Origin of the sequence: Streptomyces sp. NPDC101490 (assembly GCF_044767145.1) — a bacterium.
Taxonomy (GTDB): Bacteria; Actinomycetota; Actinomycetes; order Streptomycetales; family Streptomycetaceae; genus Streptomyces.
The window spans coordinates 58,114-75,672 of the sequence record NZ_JBIWNI010000026.1; the positions used below are offsets into that span (position 1 = coordinate 58,114).

Genomic DNA, 17,559 nt, shown 5'->3' on the forward strand with positions numbered 1-17,559 from the left:
AGTTTGGCGCGCGAAGACCCAAAAGGTCTAGTCCACTGCGGAGGATTGTTGCGTACGGATACAAATTCGGGACCGGCCATGGGCTCATGGTCCCGACTGTGTTGCGGAAGTGATACCCGGGTGGTGTAGACCTCATACCCGCTCCAGGGGGAGACTTGCGGCCCTGCTCTGGGCGAACGTGCGGCTCGATGCAGCTCAACGACGAGCAAAAGGTGGACGAATCCGTGCAGCGGCGACGATTCCTTGGACTGACCGCGGCCGCTGCCGCCCTCGGGCTGACCGCCACGGTCGCCGGCTGCGGCGCACTCGGGGGTGGATCCGGCGACGTGACCCTCCGCCTGGTCGCCCCCGAATACGGCTCCGGCGGCAGTGACACCAGCAAGAAGTACTGGGACGGCCTGGTCACCGCCTTCGAGGCCAAGAACCCCGGCGTCAAGGTCGAGGTGCGGATCGAGTCCTGGGACGACATCGACCGCAAGGTCGCCGAGATGGTCAAGGCGGACAAGGCCCCCGACATCGCGCAGATCGGCGCCTACGCCGACTACGCCGCCGCCGGGGAGCTGTACTCCGCCGACGATCTCCTCTCCATCCCCGTCCAGGCCAACTTCCTCCCCCCGCTGGCCGCCGCGGGGGAGTACAAGCGCACCCAGTACGGGCTGCCGTTCGTCGCCTCCACCCGGCCCCTCTTCTACAACAAGGCGCTCTTCGAGGAGGCCGGGGCGAAGCCGCCCACCACCTGGGACGAGCTGGCCGAGGCGGCCGGGAAGCTCAAGGAGAACGGCGTCCGCACCCCCTTCGCGCTGCCCCTCGGACCGGAGGAGGCGCAGCTCGAGGCGATGATGTGGATGGTCAGCGGCGGCGGCGGCTGGACCGACGGCACCGACCACTACGACGTGGACTCCGACGCCAACGTCAAGACCTTTGAATGGCTCAAGAAGGAGCTCGTCGGCAAGGGCCTGACCGGTCCCGTCGCGCCCGGCAAGCTCAACCGCAAGGCCGCGTTCGCCGCGTTCGCGAGCGGCGAGGTCGGGATGCTCAACGGCCACCCCTCGCTCCTGAAGCAGGCGGCCGAGAAGGGCATCGAGGTCGGCCAGGTCGCGCTGCCCGGCAACGACGGCCCGGCGAAGACCGCGATGGGTGTCGCCGACTGGATCATGGGCTTCAAGCAGAACGGGAACCGCAAGGAGATCGGCGACTTCCTCAACTTCGTCTTCAGCGACGAGAACGTGCTGAAGTTCGCCGGGGACCACGGCCTCCTGCCCGTCACCGTCACCGCCTCCACCCGCATGGAGACCGACGCCCAGCACGCCGACCTCCGCGTCTTCCTCAAGACGCTCCCGGGCAGCCAGCTCCCCCCGGTCGGCAAGACCTCCTGGGCGAAGGTCAGCGAGACCGTCAAGCAGAACATCGGCAAGGCGGTGACCCCGTCCGGGAATCCTTCCCAGGTCCTGGCCTCGATCGGCCGGGTGGCGACGGCGGCGGAGAACGCGGAGTAATAGGTTGGTCGTATGACCGAGGAGGAACGGGCCGCGAGGGCGGACGCCACCGGAGACGGGGACGGGCCGCCCGGCGCCGCCGGCGACACGGGCCCGTCGCTCGCCGCCGACGCCGGTACGTGCCCGTCGCCCGCCGACGCGGACGGCGATACGGGCCTGTCAGCCGCCGACCGAGGTGATACGGCTCTGTCGCCCGCCGCTGCCAGGGGCGCGGTCCCGTCGCCCGCCGACCACGCCGGTACGGCTCCGTCGCCCGCCGTGGCGGATGGCGATACGGCACCCTCGCCCGCCGCCGGAGGCGCGGTCCCGACTTCCGCCGCCGCCCGGGGCACGGTCCCGTCGCCCGCCGCCGACGACGCCTCCGGGCTCGGGGCGCGCGAGCGGGCCCTGCTCGCTGTCGAGCGCCGCTCCTGGCCGGGCCCCGGCGCCAAGGAGCGGGCCGTCCGCGAGCGCCTCGGCCTCTCCCCGACCCGCTACTACCAGCTCCTCAACGCCCTCCTCGACGACCCCCGCGCCCTCGCCCACGACCCGGTGACGGTCAACCGGCTGCGCAGGATCAGGGCGGAACGGCAGCAGCGCCGCTGACCGGGTGACCCCCGTGCTCCGGCCGTGCTCCAGCCGTGCTCCGGTCCGGTGGTCCGTCCCGCTGACGCGGACGCCCCGCGTCGGTAGGGTCGGGACATGGTCAGCAGCCTCCCGCACCCGACCACCTCCGCCGGCCGCGACGGTCTGGCCGCGCTCCTCGCGCGGCCCGCGCACGCCGTCGTCGCCCTCGACTTCGACGGCACCCTCGCCGAGATCGTCCCCGACCCGGAACGGGCCCGCGCCCACCCCGGCGCCGTCGCCGCGCTCGCCGCGCTCGCGCCCCGGGTCGCCTCCGTCGCCGTCGTGACCGGCCGCCCCGCCGGGGTCGCCGTCCGGCACGGCGGCTTCGCCGGGGTCCCCGGTCTGGAACACCTCGTCGTCCTCGGCCACTACGGGGCCGAGCGCTGGGACGCGGTCACCGGAACCGTCCACGCCCCCGCCCCGCACCCGGGCGTCGCCTCGGTCCGCGCCGAACTCCCGGGCTTCCTGGACCGGGCCGGTGCCTGGCCGGGGGTCTGGATCGAGGAGAAGGGCCGGGCGGTCGCGGTGCACACCCGGCGCGCCCTCGACCCCGAGAACGCCTTCGAGGCACTCAAGGGACCTCTGGGGGACCTCGCCACCCACCACGGGCTCGTCCTGGAACCGGGCAGGATGGTCCTGGAGCTGCGGCCGCCGGGCATGGACAAGGGGGTCGCGCTCCTGGAGTACGTACGGGAGACCGGCGCCGAGTCGGTGCTCTACGCGGGTGACGACCTGGGGGACCTGCCCGCCTTCGCCGCCGTGGAGAAGCTCCGCTCCGACGGCGTGCCGGGCCTCCTGGTGTGCAGCGGCTCCACGGAAGTAACGGAACTCACCGACCGCGCGGACCTCGCGGTCGAGGGCCCACGGGGGGTGGTGACCCTGCTGGCGTCCCTGGCGGAGGCGATGGGGACGGCGGGGTGACCCCACCGTCGGGCGGGGCGACCGCACGCGCGGCGAGGTGATCGCGCGCGGGGCGGGGTGACCCCACGCGCGGCGAGGTGATCGCGCGCGTCAGGACACCGCGCGGACTCCCGCCTCCGCCAGGGCGACACCGATGGCCGAGCCCAGCAGCAGAGCGGCGACGGCCGCCTTCCTGCTCGTCCCCCGTCCGAGCGGGGTGCCCGGCAGGAGCTTGTGCAGGACGGGCCCTCCGACGAAGATCAGCCCGAAGCCGACGCCGAGGCGCCAGTTCGTCTCGGCCGAGCATGAGGGGTTGGCGCGCGAGCCACAGCCCGCCGGTTCCATGAGGAAGCCCGTGACCAGCAGGAACAGGGCGCTGACATAGAGCGCGCCGTACAGCGCCGTCACACCGGGGCCGACCCGCCGCGTCCTGCCCGTACCATCGCCGCCACTCGCCATGCCGCCCCCGCTGCAACCCGCCGGATCAGGAGGCCGGAGTCTAGGCCACCGGCCGGGTCAGGGGCCTTGGCGGACGCGGACGGGGTGCCCGTCGACGCTCATCGGTCTGATCATCGAGGTGAGGACGGGGGCGCCGGGGGAGGGACGGCTGGTGCCGATCGCCGTGTACCCCCAGGACTCGTAGACCCGCCGGACCTTCCCGTCGCCCGCCGCCGCGTTGACCATGAGGGACACGTACGCCTCACCGCGACCGGCGAGCAGTGCGTCGTGGACGCGCCGGGCGAGTCCGGTGCCCCGGTGGGCAACCGTCACACCGATCTCCTTGAGCGCCAGGACGGGGGAGCCGGTGAACCGGGCGTCGACCTCGCCCGTCCTCGTCCACCACCGGTCGCCCTCCTCCACGGTGTTGCCGTACGCGTAGCCCACCGGCCGGTCCTCGGCGTCGAACGCGAGGACCGCCCCGAACCCCGCCTCCCGGCTGTGCCGCTCCAGGCGCTCGGCGAAGGTCGCCACCGCGTAGTTCGGCAGATGCAGCAGCGGCTCACGCACCCGCGCGTACACCGAGACCAGCGGACCGACGACCTGCCTCACGCCTTCGAACGAGCCGTCGTAGCGGCGGAGTCGGGGGGTCATGCGGGTCCTTCCGGGGGTGTGGAGAGGTGTGTGTCGGACCGGCGGCTCGCTCCCTCCGGCCACAGGACCCGCACCCGGACCCCGGTGCGCTCCGCGTACGCCACCACGTCGGCGGTGCCGCCGAAGCCCCAGGCGGGCATTCCGTCCCACACGGCCAGCAGTTCGTCCGCCAGGCCGACGAGGACCTCGCTGCCCGCCATGTGCGCGGCCGGGTCGGAGTCGGTCATGCCGGTCCGGTGCACCTCCGCCGCCCGGCCCAGCAGCCGGTCGTACACCGGCCAGTGCTCCTCGGGCAGGCTCTCCCGGTACGCGTCGGCCGGGACGACGACCTCCAGCCGTCCGCCGTGCGCGAGCACGTACTCGGCGAACCACGCGTCAGGACCGTCCGCGATACAGGAGACGCCGACCAGCCCGTCAGGCCCGTACGCCCCCACGGCGGCCTCCAGAAGCTCACGGACCCGCCCCTCCACGGAGGCGCTCAGCCCCCGATGCCCGGTGACTCCCACACGCATCGCGTCTCTCCCCCGGCTACCAGCAGGAATGGTGGAACAGCTCGTCTAGGGCGTGTTTCAAAAGTAGCGTCGTCTGCCCGGAGGGCAGGCCTGGCGACGCCTGGTACGTCCTAGCGTTCGGTGAGGGACGTCAGTTGGGAGAGGAACCACTGTTGTGGGGGGAGGGCCGTGGCTGCCGCTCTGAGGTGTTTCGTGTGGGTGGCGCGTTCCTCGGGGGGCATCGTCAGGGCCCGGTGGAGGGCTTCGGCGGTCTCCGTGACGTCGTAGGGGTTCACCGTCAGGGCGTGGTCCCGTAGTTCCTGGTAGGCGCCCGCGCCCGTCGACAGGACCAGGGCGCAGCCCTCCTCCGAGACGAGCGGTATCTCCTTGGCCACCAGGTTCATGCCGTCGCGGACCGGGTTCACCAGGGCCACGTCCGCCAGGCGGTACGCGGCCAGGGAGCGGGTGAAGTCGTCCTCGACGGAGACCAGGACCGGCCGCCAGTCCGCCGTGCCGAACTCCGCGTCGATCTCCTCCGCCAGTTCGGTGACCGAGGCGGTGTAGGCGCGGTAGACCTCCAGGTCCTGCCGTGACGGGTACGCGGACGCCAGGTGGACGACCCGGCCGCGCCACTCGGGGTGGACGGTGAGCAGTTCCCGGTAGGCGAGCAGCCCGCGCAGGATGTTCTTGGACAGCTCCGTGCGGTCGACCCGGACGATGGTCCTGCGGTCGCCGACCTCGGCCCGCAGGGCGGCCAGCCGTTCGTCGACCTCGGGCCGGTGGGCGAGGGCCAGCAGGTCCTCGCCGTCCACGCCCAGCGGGTACGTCCTGATCCAGGTGGTCCGCTTCGGGCCGCCGGTCCTGCGGTGGAGCACCCAGCGGCGGGGGTCGCCGCTCGGGATGAAGGCGTCGGCCGTCCCGGTCTCGTCGTCCATGGAGGCGCACCCCAGGAAGCTGTGCGCCCAGGCCCAGGTGTGGAAGCCGAGTTCGTCGGCGCCGAGCATCCCCCACAGCAGCTCGGCGCGGATGTCGGCGGGCAGCATCCGGAAGTACGAGGGGTCGGCCCACGGCGTGTGGGTGAAGTGGGAGATCCGCAGGTCGGGGCGGAGTTCCCGGAGCAGTCCCGGGACGAGCGCCAGGTGGTAGTCCTGGACGAGGACGGCCGCACCCTCGTCGGCACCGGCCGCCAGGGCTTCCGCGAAGGCGCGGTTGTAGGCGCGGTAGGCGTCCCAGCGGCGGCGGAACCCGGCGTCGAAGACGGGCTCGCGCGGGATGTCGTACAGATGGTGGTGGACGAACCACAGCACCGAGTTCGCGATGCCGTTGTACGCGTCGGTGTAGACGGACGGATCGATGTCCAGCATCCGTACGCCCGGCTCCCCGATCCCCCGCCGGACGGCCTCCCGGTCGCCCTCGCCGAGGGCCGCGCACACCCACAGACTGTCCTGGGCGGACACGGCGCTCAGACCGGAGACCAGGCCGCCGCCGCCCCTGCGGGCGTCGAGTCCGCCGTCCTCGCCGAGCGCGTACGAGACGGGGCCCCGGTTGGATGCCACAAGCACAGTAGCCATGGGGCGAACCTAGCCCGTCCCGTAAACGCTCAAACGTACGGATACGAGACGGGGTGATCCGGCCACGGAGGGTCCTCGGGGGCGGGACGGCCGGACCCGGCTTCCCCGCCCCTCGGCTTCCCCCCTGGGGTTTCCCCCTTCGTCACGTGGGCCCCGGCCTCCTCAGGTGTCGCGTCGGCCGCGCAGGGCCGCCTTCGCCACCAGGCCCGTCGCCGCGAGGGCCAGGCCGAGGGCGCCGAGCAGCCAGAGCCGCTCGCCGTGCCCGCCGGTCGCGGCCATCGAGCCCGTGTTCCCGCGCGGACCCGGGGCCGGGGGCGCCGGGGAGGCGGGTCCGGCCGCCGCCGGGGGCGCCGGGGTGGCGTTCTTGCCGTCCCCGGCGGCCGGCCGGGCCTGGGCCGTCCGGGTGGGGAGCGTCCGTGGCGGGGCCGCCTGGGTGGGGGCCGCCCGTGGCGGGGCCGGGCGGGTCAGCGCCGGGGCCGTCGCGCACGCCGGGTCCACGCTGCCCGGTCCGCAGTTCGAGCGGGGTGTCTCCGACGTGACGCCGGAGCGCAGCCGCCCGTCCCCCTCCGGCCGGTCCTTGATCCGCACCGAGTAGGTGACGGTCGCGGTCCTTCCGGCGGGGAGGGCGCCGGAGAAGGCGGTGCCGTGCTTCGTGTACGTCACCGTGCCCAGGTCCGTACGGGCGTCCCGGCGGTGGTCGGCGTCGTCGAGGACGCCGGTCAGGTCGTCGGAGAACCGGACGGCCGGGAGGTCGGCGGGGCCGGTGTTCCGCGCGGTGACCGTGTAGGTGAGGACGTCCCCGGGCCGGACCTCGCGCGGGCTCGCCGTCCTGGTGATCTCCAGGTCCGGCACCGGTACGGAGAACGCCAGCCCGGCCGGTACGAAGGTGTCGCCCCGGGTGGCGAAGGACAGCTCGGCGGAGGTCGCGCCCTGCGGGACGGCCCCGTCGGGCAGGACGAACTCCTTGGCGTCGACCCCGAGGCTGTCGGCCGGGCGGGGGTCGAGGGCGCCGTCGCTCCCGCCGACGAAGAAGTTGTCGGTGTCCCCGGTACGGCCCTCGGTGACGGTCCGGCCGTCGACGCGGAAGACGTCCCCGGGGGCGTTCCGGTCGCCGCCGAAGGCGACCACGCCCGCCCGCACCGGTCCCGCCCCCCGCCGGAAGCCGTCCACGGTGACCGTGGTGGCGGGGGAGTCGGGCCGCTGGACGACGTGCCCGCCGTACACGGAGACCGTCCGCCGTACGGGGGCGGGTTCCGCGACCGGGCCGGGGAAGCGGTGGACCACGGTCAGGGACCAGCCCGCCGCGCAGCCCTTGCCGCCCGCCGCCCAGACGTTCCCGACCGTCACGCGCGCGTCCGTCCCGGAGACGCCCGCGAAGGCGGCGGTCACGTCCGACTCGCCGGTGTAGAAGTGCGCCCCCGCGCTGTCCGCCGGGTCCGTGACCATGCTGTCGACCCGGACCGGGACCGTCGGGCCCGAGCCGATCCGGAGCACCGGGGCGGTCGTCGCCGGGTCCCCGGGCGAGGGGTCGACGTCCGCGCCCGCGAGGTCGCAGCGCCTCAGGTCGGCCCCGCCGGGACCCCGGTGCGTGCCGTCGTTCCCGCCCCAGAAGAGCCGGGCGTACGCGACCTCCGCGCCCGCCGGGATCCGCACGTGGCCGGAGCTGGAGCCGAAGCCGGGCGAGACTCCCGCCGCGTCGGTCCGCCGCATCACGAAGGCGTTGCCGCCGTCGGGGCCCTGCCCGCGCGCGGCGGCCGCACAGCGGGTCGCGGGGTCGTCGGGGCCGATGGGCTTGATGGGACCAGAACCAGCAGAGGGGGCAGAGGAGGCAGAGGAGGCAGAGAGGGCTGTGGTGGCTGTGGGATTAGTGAGACTCGTGGGGCGGATAGGGCCCGCTGAGGGAGAAGCGTTACGAGTGGCTGGCGAGGCTTCCGGGCCGCCAGAAGCACCCGAGGCCCCAGAAGGGACCAAGACGCCAGAAGCACCCGAGGCCCCAGAAGGGACCAAGACGCCGGAGGCCCCCGTGGCCCCGGAGGTCCCTGTGGCCCCGGAGGCCCCCGAGGCGCCAGGGCCGCCAGGGCCCCCCGGGCCGCCGGGGGCCGCCGCTCCCCCGGACGCGGCCGGGCAGCCCATGACCGTGTTGCCGAGCGTCGTGAAGTCGCCGTACAGCGAGGCCCCGTACCGCTCGCCGAAGGGCTCGACCACATCGGCGGCGGCCCGTCCCGCCGCCGTGGAGGCGAGCGAGCCCGCCGTCAGCCCGATGACCGCGAGCACCCTGCCCAGGTGGTGGTGTCTGAAGCGCATGAAAGCGCAATGTATGCAAAACACATCATCATGGGGCGTTACGCCACGCGACGGCTCGCGTACTCCGTGATTTCCACCATCGGCGGTCGCTCCTCCGTGTCCACCGCGTACGTACGGGGCTCGAAGCCCGCCGCTCCCCGCTCGAACTGCGTCAGCCGGGGCCGCACCAGATGCCCCCGCGAGAGCCGCAGCTGCGCCGTCCGGTAGATCGCCGCCGCCATCCGGCCCAGTGCCTGCCCGTCCTGGTGCCGGTGCTTGCGCACCCCCACGTCCACCTGCGCGAGCGCGTCCAGACCCACCGTGTGCAGGGCGTCCACGAGCAGCCCCAGCTCCACTCCGTAACCGACCGGGAAGGGCAGCCGTTCGAGGAGCGAGCGCCGGGCCGCGTACTCCCCGCCCAGCGGCTGGACGAATCCGGCGAGCGCGGGCCAGTGCAGGTTCAGCAGCGGCCGGGCCACCAGCTCCGTCACCCGGCCGCCCTGCCCGGGGGCGTCGCCCAGCGGGCGGTCGTACATCGCCTTCACGAAGGACACCTCGGGATCGGTGAGCAGCGGGCCCACGATCCCCGTCACGAAGTCCGCCGAGAAGTCCCGCAGGTCCGCGTCCACGAAGCAGACCACGTCCCCGCTCGTCACCATCAGTGACCGCCACAGGACCTCGCCCTTGCCCGGCACGGCCGGTATCCGGGGCAGCACCGCGTCCCGCGCGACGACCCGCGCCCCGGCCGCCGCCGCCACCTCCGCCGTGCGGTCGGTGGAACCCGAGTCGATCACCACCAGCTCGTCCACCAGCGGTACCGCCTCCGACATCAGCTCGCGCCGGATCACGGAGACGATCTCCCCGACCGTCGCCTCCTCGTTCAGCGCGGGCAGCACCACGCTGACCCGTGTCGAGCGCTTGGCGGCGAGGACCTGATCCAGCGGCCGGTCCGCCAGGGACCAGGACCGCCGGTCCAGCCAGCGCTCCACCTCTTCCAGCACGTGATCTCCATCTCGCGGTACGGACGGCCGGTCCAAGCGTCCGGGCCTTCGGTTACAGTCTTGAACAACGCGGATGCCCGATGCACGTCGGGGTGCCGCCCGCGTCGGAGCGCAGGAACGAAGTCCAGCGCGCTTCACAATCGAATACCGCTCATCCAGAGGGGCAGAGGGAAACGGCCCGTTGAAGCCCCGGCAACCCTCCAGTCGGTTCATCTCGTCCTCCATCGAGGTCCCCGGCTCGGGAAGGTGCCAAATCCGTCTCATGGCGAAAAATTCGTCATGGGAAAGATGAGGAGAAAGGGCCTCGCCTCCATGGCTGTACAGACCGTCACCCCCGCGACCACCGTCGATCTCGGTCCCGCTTCAGGGCTCTCCTGTCGGGAATGCGGTGAAGTCTTCGCACTCGGCCCGATCTTCGCCTGCGAGCTGTGTTTCGGACCGCTCGAAGTGGCGTACGACCTGCCTCTCGGTGACCCCGAGGCGCTGCGCAAGCAGATCGAGTCCGGCCCCGCCAACATCTGGCGCTACGCCCCCCTGCTGCCCGTCCCCGCCGACGTCGCCGAGAAGCCCAACCTGAACCCCGGCTGGACCAAGCTCGTCCAGGCCGACAACCTCGCCCGCGAGATCGGCGTCGCCCCCGGCAAGCTCTTCGTCAAGGACGACTCGGGCAACCCGACCCACTCCTTCAAGGACCGGGTCGTCGCCCAGGCCATCGAAGCGGCCCGCGCCTTCGGCTTCACCACCCTCTCCTGCTCCTCCACGGGCAACCTGGCCGGGGCCGTCGGCGCCGCCGCCGCCCGCGCGGGCTTCCGCTCCTGCGTGTTCATCCCGCACGACCTGGAGCAGGGCAAGGTCGTCATGGCCGCCGTGTACGGCGGTGAACTCGTCGCCATCGAGGGCAACTACGACGACGTCAACCGCTTCTGCTCGGAGCTCATCGGCGACCCGCTCGGCGAGGGCTGGGGCTTCGTCAACGTCAACCTCCGCCCGTACTACGGCGAGGGCTCCAAGACGCTGGCGTACGAGATCTGCGAGCAGCTCGGCTGGGTCATCCCCGACCAGCTCGTCATCCCCATCGCCTCCGGCTCCCAGCTCACGAAGATCGACAAGGGTCTCCAGGAGCTGATCAAGCTGGGCCTCGTCGAGGACAGGCCGTACAAGATCTTCGGCGCCCAGGCCGAGGGCTGCTCCCCGGTCTCCGCCGCCTTCAAGGCCGGTCACGACGTGGTCCGCCCGCAGAAGCCGAACACGATCGCCAAGTCGCTCGCCATCGGCAACCCGGCCGACGGCCCCTACGTCCTCGACATCGCCCGCCGCACCGGCGGCGCCGTGGAGGACGTGAACGACGAGCAGGTGGTGGACGCGATCAGGCTCCTCGCCCGCACCGAGGGCGTCTTCGCCGAGACCGCGGGCGGGGTGACCGTCGGCGTCACGCGCAAGCTCGTCGAGAACGGGCTCATCGACCCGAACCTCACCACGGTCGTCCTCAACACCGGTGACGGGCTCAAGACCCTGGACGCGGTGGCCGACACCTCCCAGGCCACCACCACCATCCGCCCGAGCCTGGACGCGTTCCGCGACGCCGGCCTGGCCCTCTGAAAGGCTACGAAGACATGGCTGTGAACGTCCGCATCCCCACCATCCTCCGCACCTACACGGGCGGGCTCTCCGAGGTCCAGGCCGAGGGCGGGACTCTCGCCGAGGTCATCGCGGACCTGGAGAAGAACCACACGGGCATCGCCGCCCGCGTCCTGGACGACCAGGGCAAGCTGCGCCGCTTCGTCAACGTCTACGTGAACGACGACGACGTGCGCTTCGAGCAGGGCCTGGAGACCGCCACCCCGGCGGGCGCGGGCGTCTCGATCATCCCGGCGGTCGCGGGCGGCTGCTGATCCCCATCCCTCTCGAATTGCCCCTTCCGCGACAATAAGCGGAAGGGGCAATTCTATATGGTTGAGCGCGGTAGAGTTGGGGAAGCCCCCTCCGCTGCTCATGCCGGACGCATATGAGAATGCGTCCCTGCGCGACAAGAAGCAGCCAAAGTGTGTGCGCATTGTGTACCTTCTGCGCGCTTTGCCGGGCCCGAGTTGCCCCATAAGCCAGGGGAATATCCCTAATTCTGCTTTCAGTCGCGCCCAGAATTCTCGCTCGAATGACCTGTTGCAGAGGGCAGTTGGACAGATACATTCAGCCGCGGTCGACGCGTTCCGGCGCAGGGTCTGACCCGGGTCCGTGAAGTGCGGGCCCGCGCAAGGGCCAGTAATAGGGGAGTTAGGCATGGCTCAGGGCACCGTCAAGTGGTTCAACGCGGAGAAGGGCTACGGCTTCATCGCGGTCGACGGTGGTGCGGATGTATTCGTCCACTACAGCGCGATCCAGATGGATGGCTACCGCAGTCTCGAAGAAGGACAGCGAGTCGAGTTCGAGATCTCGCAGGGCCAGAAGGGTCCGCAGGCGGACATGGTCAAACTCGCCGTCTGAGCACGGCGCGATCGGCCACTGACGCAACGCCGTCGAGGGGGCCGCATTCCTTCAAGGGATGCGGCCCCCTCGGGCGTTCCCGGGCACCCGCGGGTCCGCGCCGGTCCGCGCCGCCTCCCCGGGTCCGCGCCGGTCCGCGCCGCCTCCCCGGGTCCGCGCCGGTCCGTCCCGCCTCCCCCGGGTCCGTCCCGCTCCCGGGTCCGCGCCGCCTCCCCCGGGTCGGCCGGTTCACCCGCGCGCCCCTTCCGGGTGCCGCGCGCGCACCCCTTCCGCGCCCCTTCCGCACCTCTTCCCCCATGTCCCGATCATCGAGAGTCGCTTGCACTCTCCTAGGTCGAGTGCTAATCATTGGCGTTAGCACTCGGTAGGTGAGAGTGCTTACGAGGATCGGGCAGACGAGGTCGCCGTCCGGGTGGGGCAAGGAACCACGCGGAACCACGGAGGCCGTCCGTCGCGGGCGTCGGCGCGGTCCTGGAGCGTTATCCACCCCATGTCCGGGAGGACCACTTCACATGGCCAAGATCATCGCGTTCGACGAGGAGGCCCGGCGCGGTCTCGAGCGCGGCATGAACCAGCTCGCTGACGCCGTCAAGGTCACCCTCGGCCCCAAGGGCCGCAACGTCGTCCTCGAGAAGAAGTGGGGCGCCCCCACGATCACCAACGATGGTGTCTCCATCGCCAAGGAGATCGAGCTCGAGGACCCGTACGAGAAGATCGGCGCCGAGCTGGTCAAGGAAGTCGCCAAGAAGACGGACGACGTCGCCGGCGACGGTACGACCACCGCCACCGTCCTCGCCCAGGCGCTCGTCCGCGAGGGCCTGCGCAACGTGGCCGCCGGTGCCAACCCGATGGCCCTCAAGCGCGGTATCGAGAAGGCCGTCGAGGCCGTCTCGGGCGCCCTGCTGGAGCAGGCGAAGGATGTCGAGACCAAGGAGCAGATCGCTTCCACGGCCTCCATCTCCGCCGCCGACACCCAGATCGGCGAGCTCATCGCCGAGGCGATGGACAAGGTCGGCAAGGAAGGCGTCATCACCGTCGAGGAGTCCCAGACCTTCGGTCTGGAGCTGGAACTCACCGAGGGCATGCGCTTCGACAAGGGCTACATCTCGGCGTACTTCGCCACCGACATGGAGCGCATGGAGTCGTCCCTCGACGACCCGTACCTCCTGATCGTCAACTCCAAGATCTCCTCCGTGAAGGACCTGCTCCCGCTCCTGGAGAAGGTCATGCAGTCGGGCAAGCCCCTGCTGATCATCGCCGAGGACGTCGAGGGCGAGGCCCTGTCGACCCTGGTCGTCAACAAGATCCGCGGCACCTTCAAGTCCGTCGCGGTCAAGGCTCCGGGCTTCGGCGACCGCCGCAAGGCGATGCTGAACGACATCGCCATCCTCACCGGCGGCACGGTCATCTCCGAGGAGGTCGGCCTCAAGCTGGAGAACGCGGGCCTCGACCTGCTGGGCCGCGCCCGCAAGGTCGTCATCACCAAGGACGAGACCACCATCGTCGACGGTGCCGGTGACAGCGACCAGGTCGCCGGTCGGGTCAACCAGATCCGCGCCGAGATCGAGAACAGCGACTCGGACTACGACCGCGAGAAGCTCCAGGAGCGCCTGGCGAAGCTGGCCGGCGGCGTGGCCGTCATCAAGGCCGGTGCCGCGACCGAGGTCGAGCTCAAGGAGCGCAAGCACCGCATCGAGGACGCCGTTCGCAACGCGAAGGCGGCCGTCGAGGAGGGCATCGTCGCCGGCGGCGGCGTGGCCCTGGTGCAGGCCGATGGCGTCTTCGACAAGCTGGAGCTCTCGGGTGACGAGGCCACCGGTGCCGACATCGTCCGCAAGGCGCTCGACGCCCCGCTGAAGCAGATCGCGGTCAACGCCGGTCTCGAAGGCGGCGTCGTGGCGGAGAAGGTCCGCAACCTGCCCGTCGGTCACGGTCTGAACGCCGCGACCAACGAGTACGTCGACCTCATCGCCGAGGGCATCATCGACCCGGCGAAGGTGACGCGCTCCGCGCTGCAGAACGCCGCGTCGATCGCCGCGCTGTTCCTCACCACCGAGGCCGTCATCGCCGACAAGCCGGAGAAGGCGTCCGCGCCCGCCGGTGGCGGTATGCCGGGCGGCGACATGGACTTCTGATCCTCCGGGATCGGTGGTTCGTCGCTGACGCGAAGAACGGAACGAGGGCGGCACCCCCACTGGGGGTGCCGCCCTCGGGCGTTCCGCCCGCCGCTCGTGGAGCGGCGGGCGTCCGTGTGAGTGGGTGTCAGCGCACCTCAGCGCAGGTCAGCGCAGGTCAGCGCACATCGACGTAGTCGCCGCCGGCGTTCGCCGGGGAGTCGAAGTGCGTGGCGTCGCCGTAGTACCGGATGCGCCAGCTGCCGTCCGCGGTCGCCTTCGCGCGGAGCGAGACCTGGCCGCTGCGGCTGGCCCGGCCGGTGCCGACGGGCTTCCAGGACGTCGAACCCCTGGGCTGGAACTCCAGCTTCACGGTGGCGTTGCCGAGCGTGCGCCAGGCGCCGTCGAGGTAGTGCTGGACGGCCCCGGTGACGGTCACGTCGGCGCCCTTGCGGACGGGCTCGGGTCCGGCGTTCAGACCGACGGTCCGGGTCTCGGCCCGGGCGAGCCGGAACGAGGGGGTGCTGGACTCGGCGAACTCGTCGCTGGTCAGGTGCCGCAGCCGGAACCAGCCGCCACGGCTGTTCAAGGAGATCGTGAACGTGTTCCAGTAGAGGGAGTTCACGCTCGCCGTCGGGCCGACCTTCTTCCAGACCCCGTTGACGGCCTGCTCCAGCTGTACGTACTGCTGGCGGTCTGGGAAGCTGTGCAGCTGGTAGCGGGCGCGGAAGACGCCGGTCACCGTGAGCTTGCCGTTGGCGGTCAGCGAGGTGCTGAGCCGGTCGGTGCGGGATTCCACCGGAACCGCGAGGACCCCGCTGAGCAAGGGGAACATCAGGTACGGGTCAGCGGAGTCGACCCGCCAGTATCCGGCGCCCTCGATGCCCGCCGCAGCGATCAGCCGTACGGAGAACCGGCCGTCCGCGTCGGTGTGCACGGTCTTCCCGTAGGGACGGCCGTACTCGTGGTGGCCGAGGTAGACCCGTACCGGCTGGTTCGCCAGCGGGGCGTTCCCGGTGGCCGGGTCGGTCATCCGGCCGCTGACGGTGACGGGCTCCCCGTTGGCGGCCCGCTTCTTGTCGGCGGTGGCGGTGACCTTCACCTGCCGGGCCTTGAGACTGTCCACCCACCGGTACTCCGAGGTGGTGCCGTGCACCTCGGCGGAGTCCTCGGTGAACGTCGCCGCGAAGCTCTCGTAGGAGCCGCGTGGGATGGGGACCGGAGACCCGGTGAAGGCGCCCGTGCCGTCGGTGACCGCCGTGTGGACGGTGCCGCCGGAGCTTTCCGGGGGCCGGAGGGTGATCGTGCGGCCGCCGAGCGGCACCACGTCGCCGGAGCCGGGCTCCACACCGATCAGGGTGCCCTGGCCGCGCGCGGCGCGGTCCTCCCAGGAGGGGACGCTCACGCCGAACTTCAGTTCCGGGCGCACCCGGAAGTCGAGCCGTCCGGCGTCGGTGCGGGTGATCCTGTTGCCGAGCGAGTCGGTGGCGGTGACATCGATGGCGTACGTGCCGAGCGCGGGCATGACGCCCCCGTCCTCGACCAGCTTGAGCACGGTCCCGGCCGGGGGCGCGTACGCGGCCTCCAGGCTGGGGTCGCTCCACGAGGCCAGTGAGCTCAGGGCGGGGAACTCGGCGAGGACGGTGTCGCCCTGCCGGACGCGGGCCGAGACGGCGGTGATCTTCGCGCCGCGCGCGTCGGTCCACGCGGTCACCTTGAAGGTGCCCCGCTGGGTCTCGTCGGTGACGGCCCGTCCGACGCCGACCGGGGAGCTCACCGGGGTGTCCTCGGCGAGGGCGGGCGCGGTGGTGGCGGCCAGGGCCGCGGCGGTCACCACCGCTGTCAGGGAGAGGCGGAGGTCAGCGCGCATCGATGTACTTCGCCTTCGTCTCGCTGTAGAAGGTGCTGCCGGTGGTCTGGAGGTAGACCGCCCATGAGCCGTCGCCGTAGGCGGTGGCGCGGTAGCTGAACCGGCCGCTGCCGTTGGTCGGGATGTTCTTGGCGACCCAGTACCACTGGTTCTCGCCCTTGGGCTTGAAGACCAGGGTGACCTTCGCGCCGCCGAAGGGCTTCCAGACGCCGCCGGTCTTCTGCTGGAGCGTGCCGGAGACGGTCATCTTGCTGTTCACCGCGGGCCGGGTGGGGCTGATGGCGAAGGCGGAGAACCGGGTGTCGTTGCGGGCGCGCTTCAGGCTCGGTCCGGACTTGGCGACGAGCTGGTTGGTCTCCGCGTGGTGGACGCGGTAGAGGGCGCTCTCGTATCCGGCGTTGGTGATGTCGTAGCTGCAGTACGAGTCGGCGCGCACGGTCCGCAGATTGCGCCAGGTGCGCCCGCTGTCCAGGGACGCCTGGAGCGTCACGTACTGGTAGGCGGGGTCGCAGTAGGAGCCGTTGTTGAGGCGGCCCTTGGCGTTGACGGTCCCGTACTGGTCCAGCGTGATCGTGTACGGGCTGTAGGTGAACTGCTGCGGTACGGCGATGTCGTGGCTGTACGAGGGGCGCCGTCCGCTGCTGTCGGCCCAGTAGGCGGAGGGCCGCAGCGAGGTGTGGACGGCGCGCGTGGCGTACTGGGCGCGGGCGTTGAAGGTGAACGTGCCGGTCGCGGACGAGGTGGCGCCGCCGAGCAGCTGGCTCGCGGGGTCCTGGGGTCCGCCGACCTCGGCGCCGGTGGCGATCACCGGTGCGTTGGCGAAGGGCTTCCAGCCGTCGTCGGTGAGCCGCTCGACGCGGCCGGTGACCCGTACGTCGGTGCCCGCGAGGACGCGGAACTTGTTGATGTTCGTGGTGATGCGGTGGACGAGCTTCTCGACGTCCAGGCCGGGCACGCGGGTCGCCTCGTCCGGGTCGAACGAGCCGGGTGCGGAGAGCACGGTGGCGGTACCGCCCCAGAGCGTGCCGTTGGGTGTGACGGGCAGCGAGAAGGAGCCGTCGGCTCCCACCTGCGCGGTCTTGTCGAAGATGGTGTTGGAGGCGGTGTAGCTGACCCGCACGGTGGTGCCCTCGGGGGCGGTGGAGCGCTCCCCGGTGGACGGGTTCCAGCTGGTGGTGGTGCCGGTGAGGACGACGGTGCGCCGGTCCCACGTGGTGGTGGTGTGGTCGAAGGAGACCTTCCCCACGCCGAGGTGCAGCCGGTGGCCGTAGGTGCCGCCGTTCCACTGCTTGGTGGTCTCGCCGGACAGGCGGTAGTCGACGCGCACCGGGTAGTCGCCGAGGGGCGTGCCCTCCGGCAGGACGAGGGGCGCTTCGGTGGTCCAGCTGTTGCCGGACGCCTTCAGTTCCTCCGTGGAGGCCAGCACCCGGGCGTCGGGTGCGGTGGAGGCCAGCACGCTGACCTTCACCCAGAAGGCGTTGCTGGGCAGGGAGACGGAGTAGCCGCCCTTGTCGGTGGTCGTGCCGACGAGATAGGTCCAGTCCGCGTGCGCGGACGGGGCGTGGACGACGGCGGGCGTGATGACGCCCGCCGAGAGTGCGAAGACGGCTGCGGCACGCACGAAGGCGCGCGGAAGCCTGCGCTGAGAGCGCGG

General features: G+C 71.7%; 15 protein-coding genes and 1 riboswitch. Of the genes, 7 read left to right on the forward strand and 8 right to left on the reverse strand.

The genetic code is table 11. The annotated features are described in order from the left end of the window. Positions 1 to 188 precede the first annotated feature (188 nt). The 3 genes from ACIRQY_RS31170 (at position 189) to otsB (ending at position 3,023) form a co-directional block, all read left to right on the forward strand. Complete coding sequence (locus tag ACIRQY_RS31170; protein ID WP_403931230.1) at positions 189 to 1,496, forward strand: ABC transporter substrate-binding protein; 1,308 nt, start codon at positions 189 to 191, stop codon at positions 1,494 to 1,496. A gap of 258 nt (positions 1,497 to 1,754) precedes the next feature. Next, the gene (locus tag ACIRQY_RS31175; protein ID WP_403931280.1) at positions 1,755 to 2,081 is read left to right on the forward strand and encodes a DUF3263 domain-containing protein; all 327 of its coding nucleotides are present in this window, start codon (positions 1,755 to 1,757) and stop codon (positions 2,079 to 2,081) included. Positions 2,082 to 2,177: 96 nt separating this feature from the next. Continuing rightward, positions 2,178 to 3,023: a trehalose-phosphatase gene (otsB, locus tag ACIRQY_RS31180; protein WP_403931232.1), complete on the forward strand. Its 846-nt coding sequence runs from the start codon at positions 2,178 to 2,180 to the stop codon at positions 3,021 to 3,023. A 90-nt stretch (positions 3,024 to 3,113) separates the two neighbouring features. On the opposite strand, the gene ACIRQY_RS31185 is transcribed toward otsB, so the two are convergent. The 6 genes from ACIRQY_RS31185 to ACIRQY_RS31210 all read right to left on the reverse strand — a co-directional run bounded on the left by ACIRQY_RS31185 (position 3,114) and on the right by ACIRQY_RS31210 (position 9,440). Then, on the reverse strand, positions 3,114 to 3,461 hold the full coding sequence (locus ACIRQY_RS31185) for a hypothetical protein (RefSeq protein WP_403931234.1): 348 nt from the start codon (positions 3,459 to 3,461) through the stop codon (positions 3,114 to 3,116). Positions 3,462 to 3,518: 57 nt separating this feature from the next. Next, entirely contained in the window at positions 3,519 to 4,094 is a 576-nt protein-coding gene (locus ACIRQY_RS31190; RefSeq protein ID WP_403931236.1) for a GNAT family N-acetyltransferase, read from the reverse strand. Continuing rightward, positions 4,091 to 4,606 (reverse strand): hypothetical protein, encoded by a 516-nt coding sequence (locus ACIRQY_RS31195; RefSeq protein ID WP_403931237.1) that lies wholly within the window; start codon positions 4,604 to 4,606, stop codon positions 4,091 to 4,093. The genes ACIRQY_RS31190 and ACIRQY_RS31195 overlap by 4 nt, the downstream gene beginning before the upstream one ends. Positions 4,607 to 4,716: 110 nt before the next feature. Further along, positions 4,717 to 6,156 (reverse strand): trehalose-6-phosphate synthase, encoded by a 1,440-nt coding sequence (locus ACIRQY_RS31200; protein WP_403931239.1) that lies wholly within the window; start codon positions 6,154 to 6,156, stop codon positions 4,717 to 4,719. Between the two features lie 162 nt (positions 6,157 to 6,318). Further along, positions 6,319 to 7,866, reverse strand: coding sequence for a hypothetical protein (locus ACIRQY_RS31205; RefSeq protein ID WP_403931241.1), 1,548 nt, complete (start codon positions 7,864 to 7,866; stop codon positions 6,319 to 6,321). A gap of 632 nt (positions 7,867 to 8,498) precedes the next feature. Then, on the reverse strand, positions 8,499 to 9,440 hold the full coding sequence (locus ACIRQY_RS31210; protein ID WP_351794351.1) for a glucosyl-3-phosphoglycerate synthase: 942 nt from the start codon (positions 9,438 to 9,440) through the stop codon (positions 8,499 to 8,501). A gap of 148 nt (positions 9,441 to 9,588) precedes the next feature. Further along, positions 9,589 to 9,735: riboswitch (SAM riboswitch) on the forward strand. On the opposite strand from ACIRQY_RS31210, the gene thrC reads away from it, so the two are divergent. From thrC to groL, 4 genes are all read left to right on the forward strand, one after another. After that, complete coding sequence (thrC, locus tag ACIRQY_RS31215; RefSeq protein ID WP_403931282.1) at positions 9,729 to 11,039, forward strand: threonine synthase; 1,311 nt, start codon at positions 9,729 to 9,731, stop codon at positions 11,037 to 11,039. It overlaps the preceding riboswitch by 7 nt. 14 nt (positions 11,040 to 11,053) lie before the next feature. Then, positions 11,054 to 11,332: a MoaD/ThiS family protein gene (locus tag ACIRQY_RS31220; RefSeq protein WP_351794353.1), complete on the forward strand. Its 279-nt coding sequence runs from the start codon at positions 11,054 to 11,056 to the stop codon at positions 11,330 to 11,332. 385 nt (positions 11,333 to 11,717) lie between these two features. Next, entirely contained in the window at positions 11,718 to 11,921 is a 204-nt protein-coding gene (locus ACIRQY_RS31225; protein ID WP_015035246.1) for a cold-shock protein, read from the forward strand. A 512-nt stretch (positions 11,922 to 12,433) separates the two neighbouring features. Further along, positions 12,434 to 14,056, forward strand: a complete 1,623-nt coding sequence (gene groL, locus ACIRQY_RS31230; RefSeq protein ID WP_351794356.1) for a chaperonin GroEL — start codon at positions 12,434 to 12,436, stop codon at positions 14,054 to 14,056. A gap of 157 nt (positions 14,057 to 14,213) precedes the next feature. Here the strand turns inward: groL and ACIRQY_RS31235 are convergent, their stop codons facing one another. Together ACIRQY_RS31235 and ACIRQY_RS31240 are read right to left on the reverse strand one after the other, a co-directional pair. Then, complete coding sequence (locus ACIRQY_RS31235) at positions 14,214 to 15,905, reverse strand: hypothetical protein (RefSeq protein ID WP_403931243.1); 1,692 nt, start codon at positions 15,903 to 15,905, stop codon at positions 14,214 to 14,216. Beyond that, positions 15,895 to 17,526 carry a hypothetical protein gene (locus ACIRQY_RS31240; RefSeq protein ID WP_403931245.1) on the reverse strand — a complete coding sequence of 544 codons (1,632 nt, stop codon included), beginning with the start codon at positions 17,524 to 17,526 and terminating at the stop codon, positions 15,895 to 15,897. The genes ACIRQY_RS31235 and ACIRQY_RS31240 overlap by 11 nt, the downstream gene beginning before the upstream one ends. Positions 17,527 to 17,559: the final 33 nt, after the last annotated feature.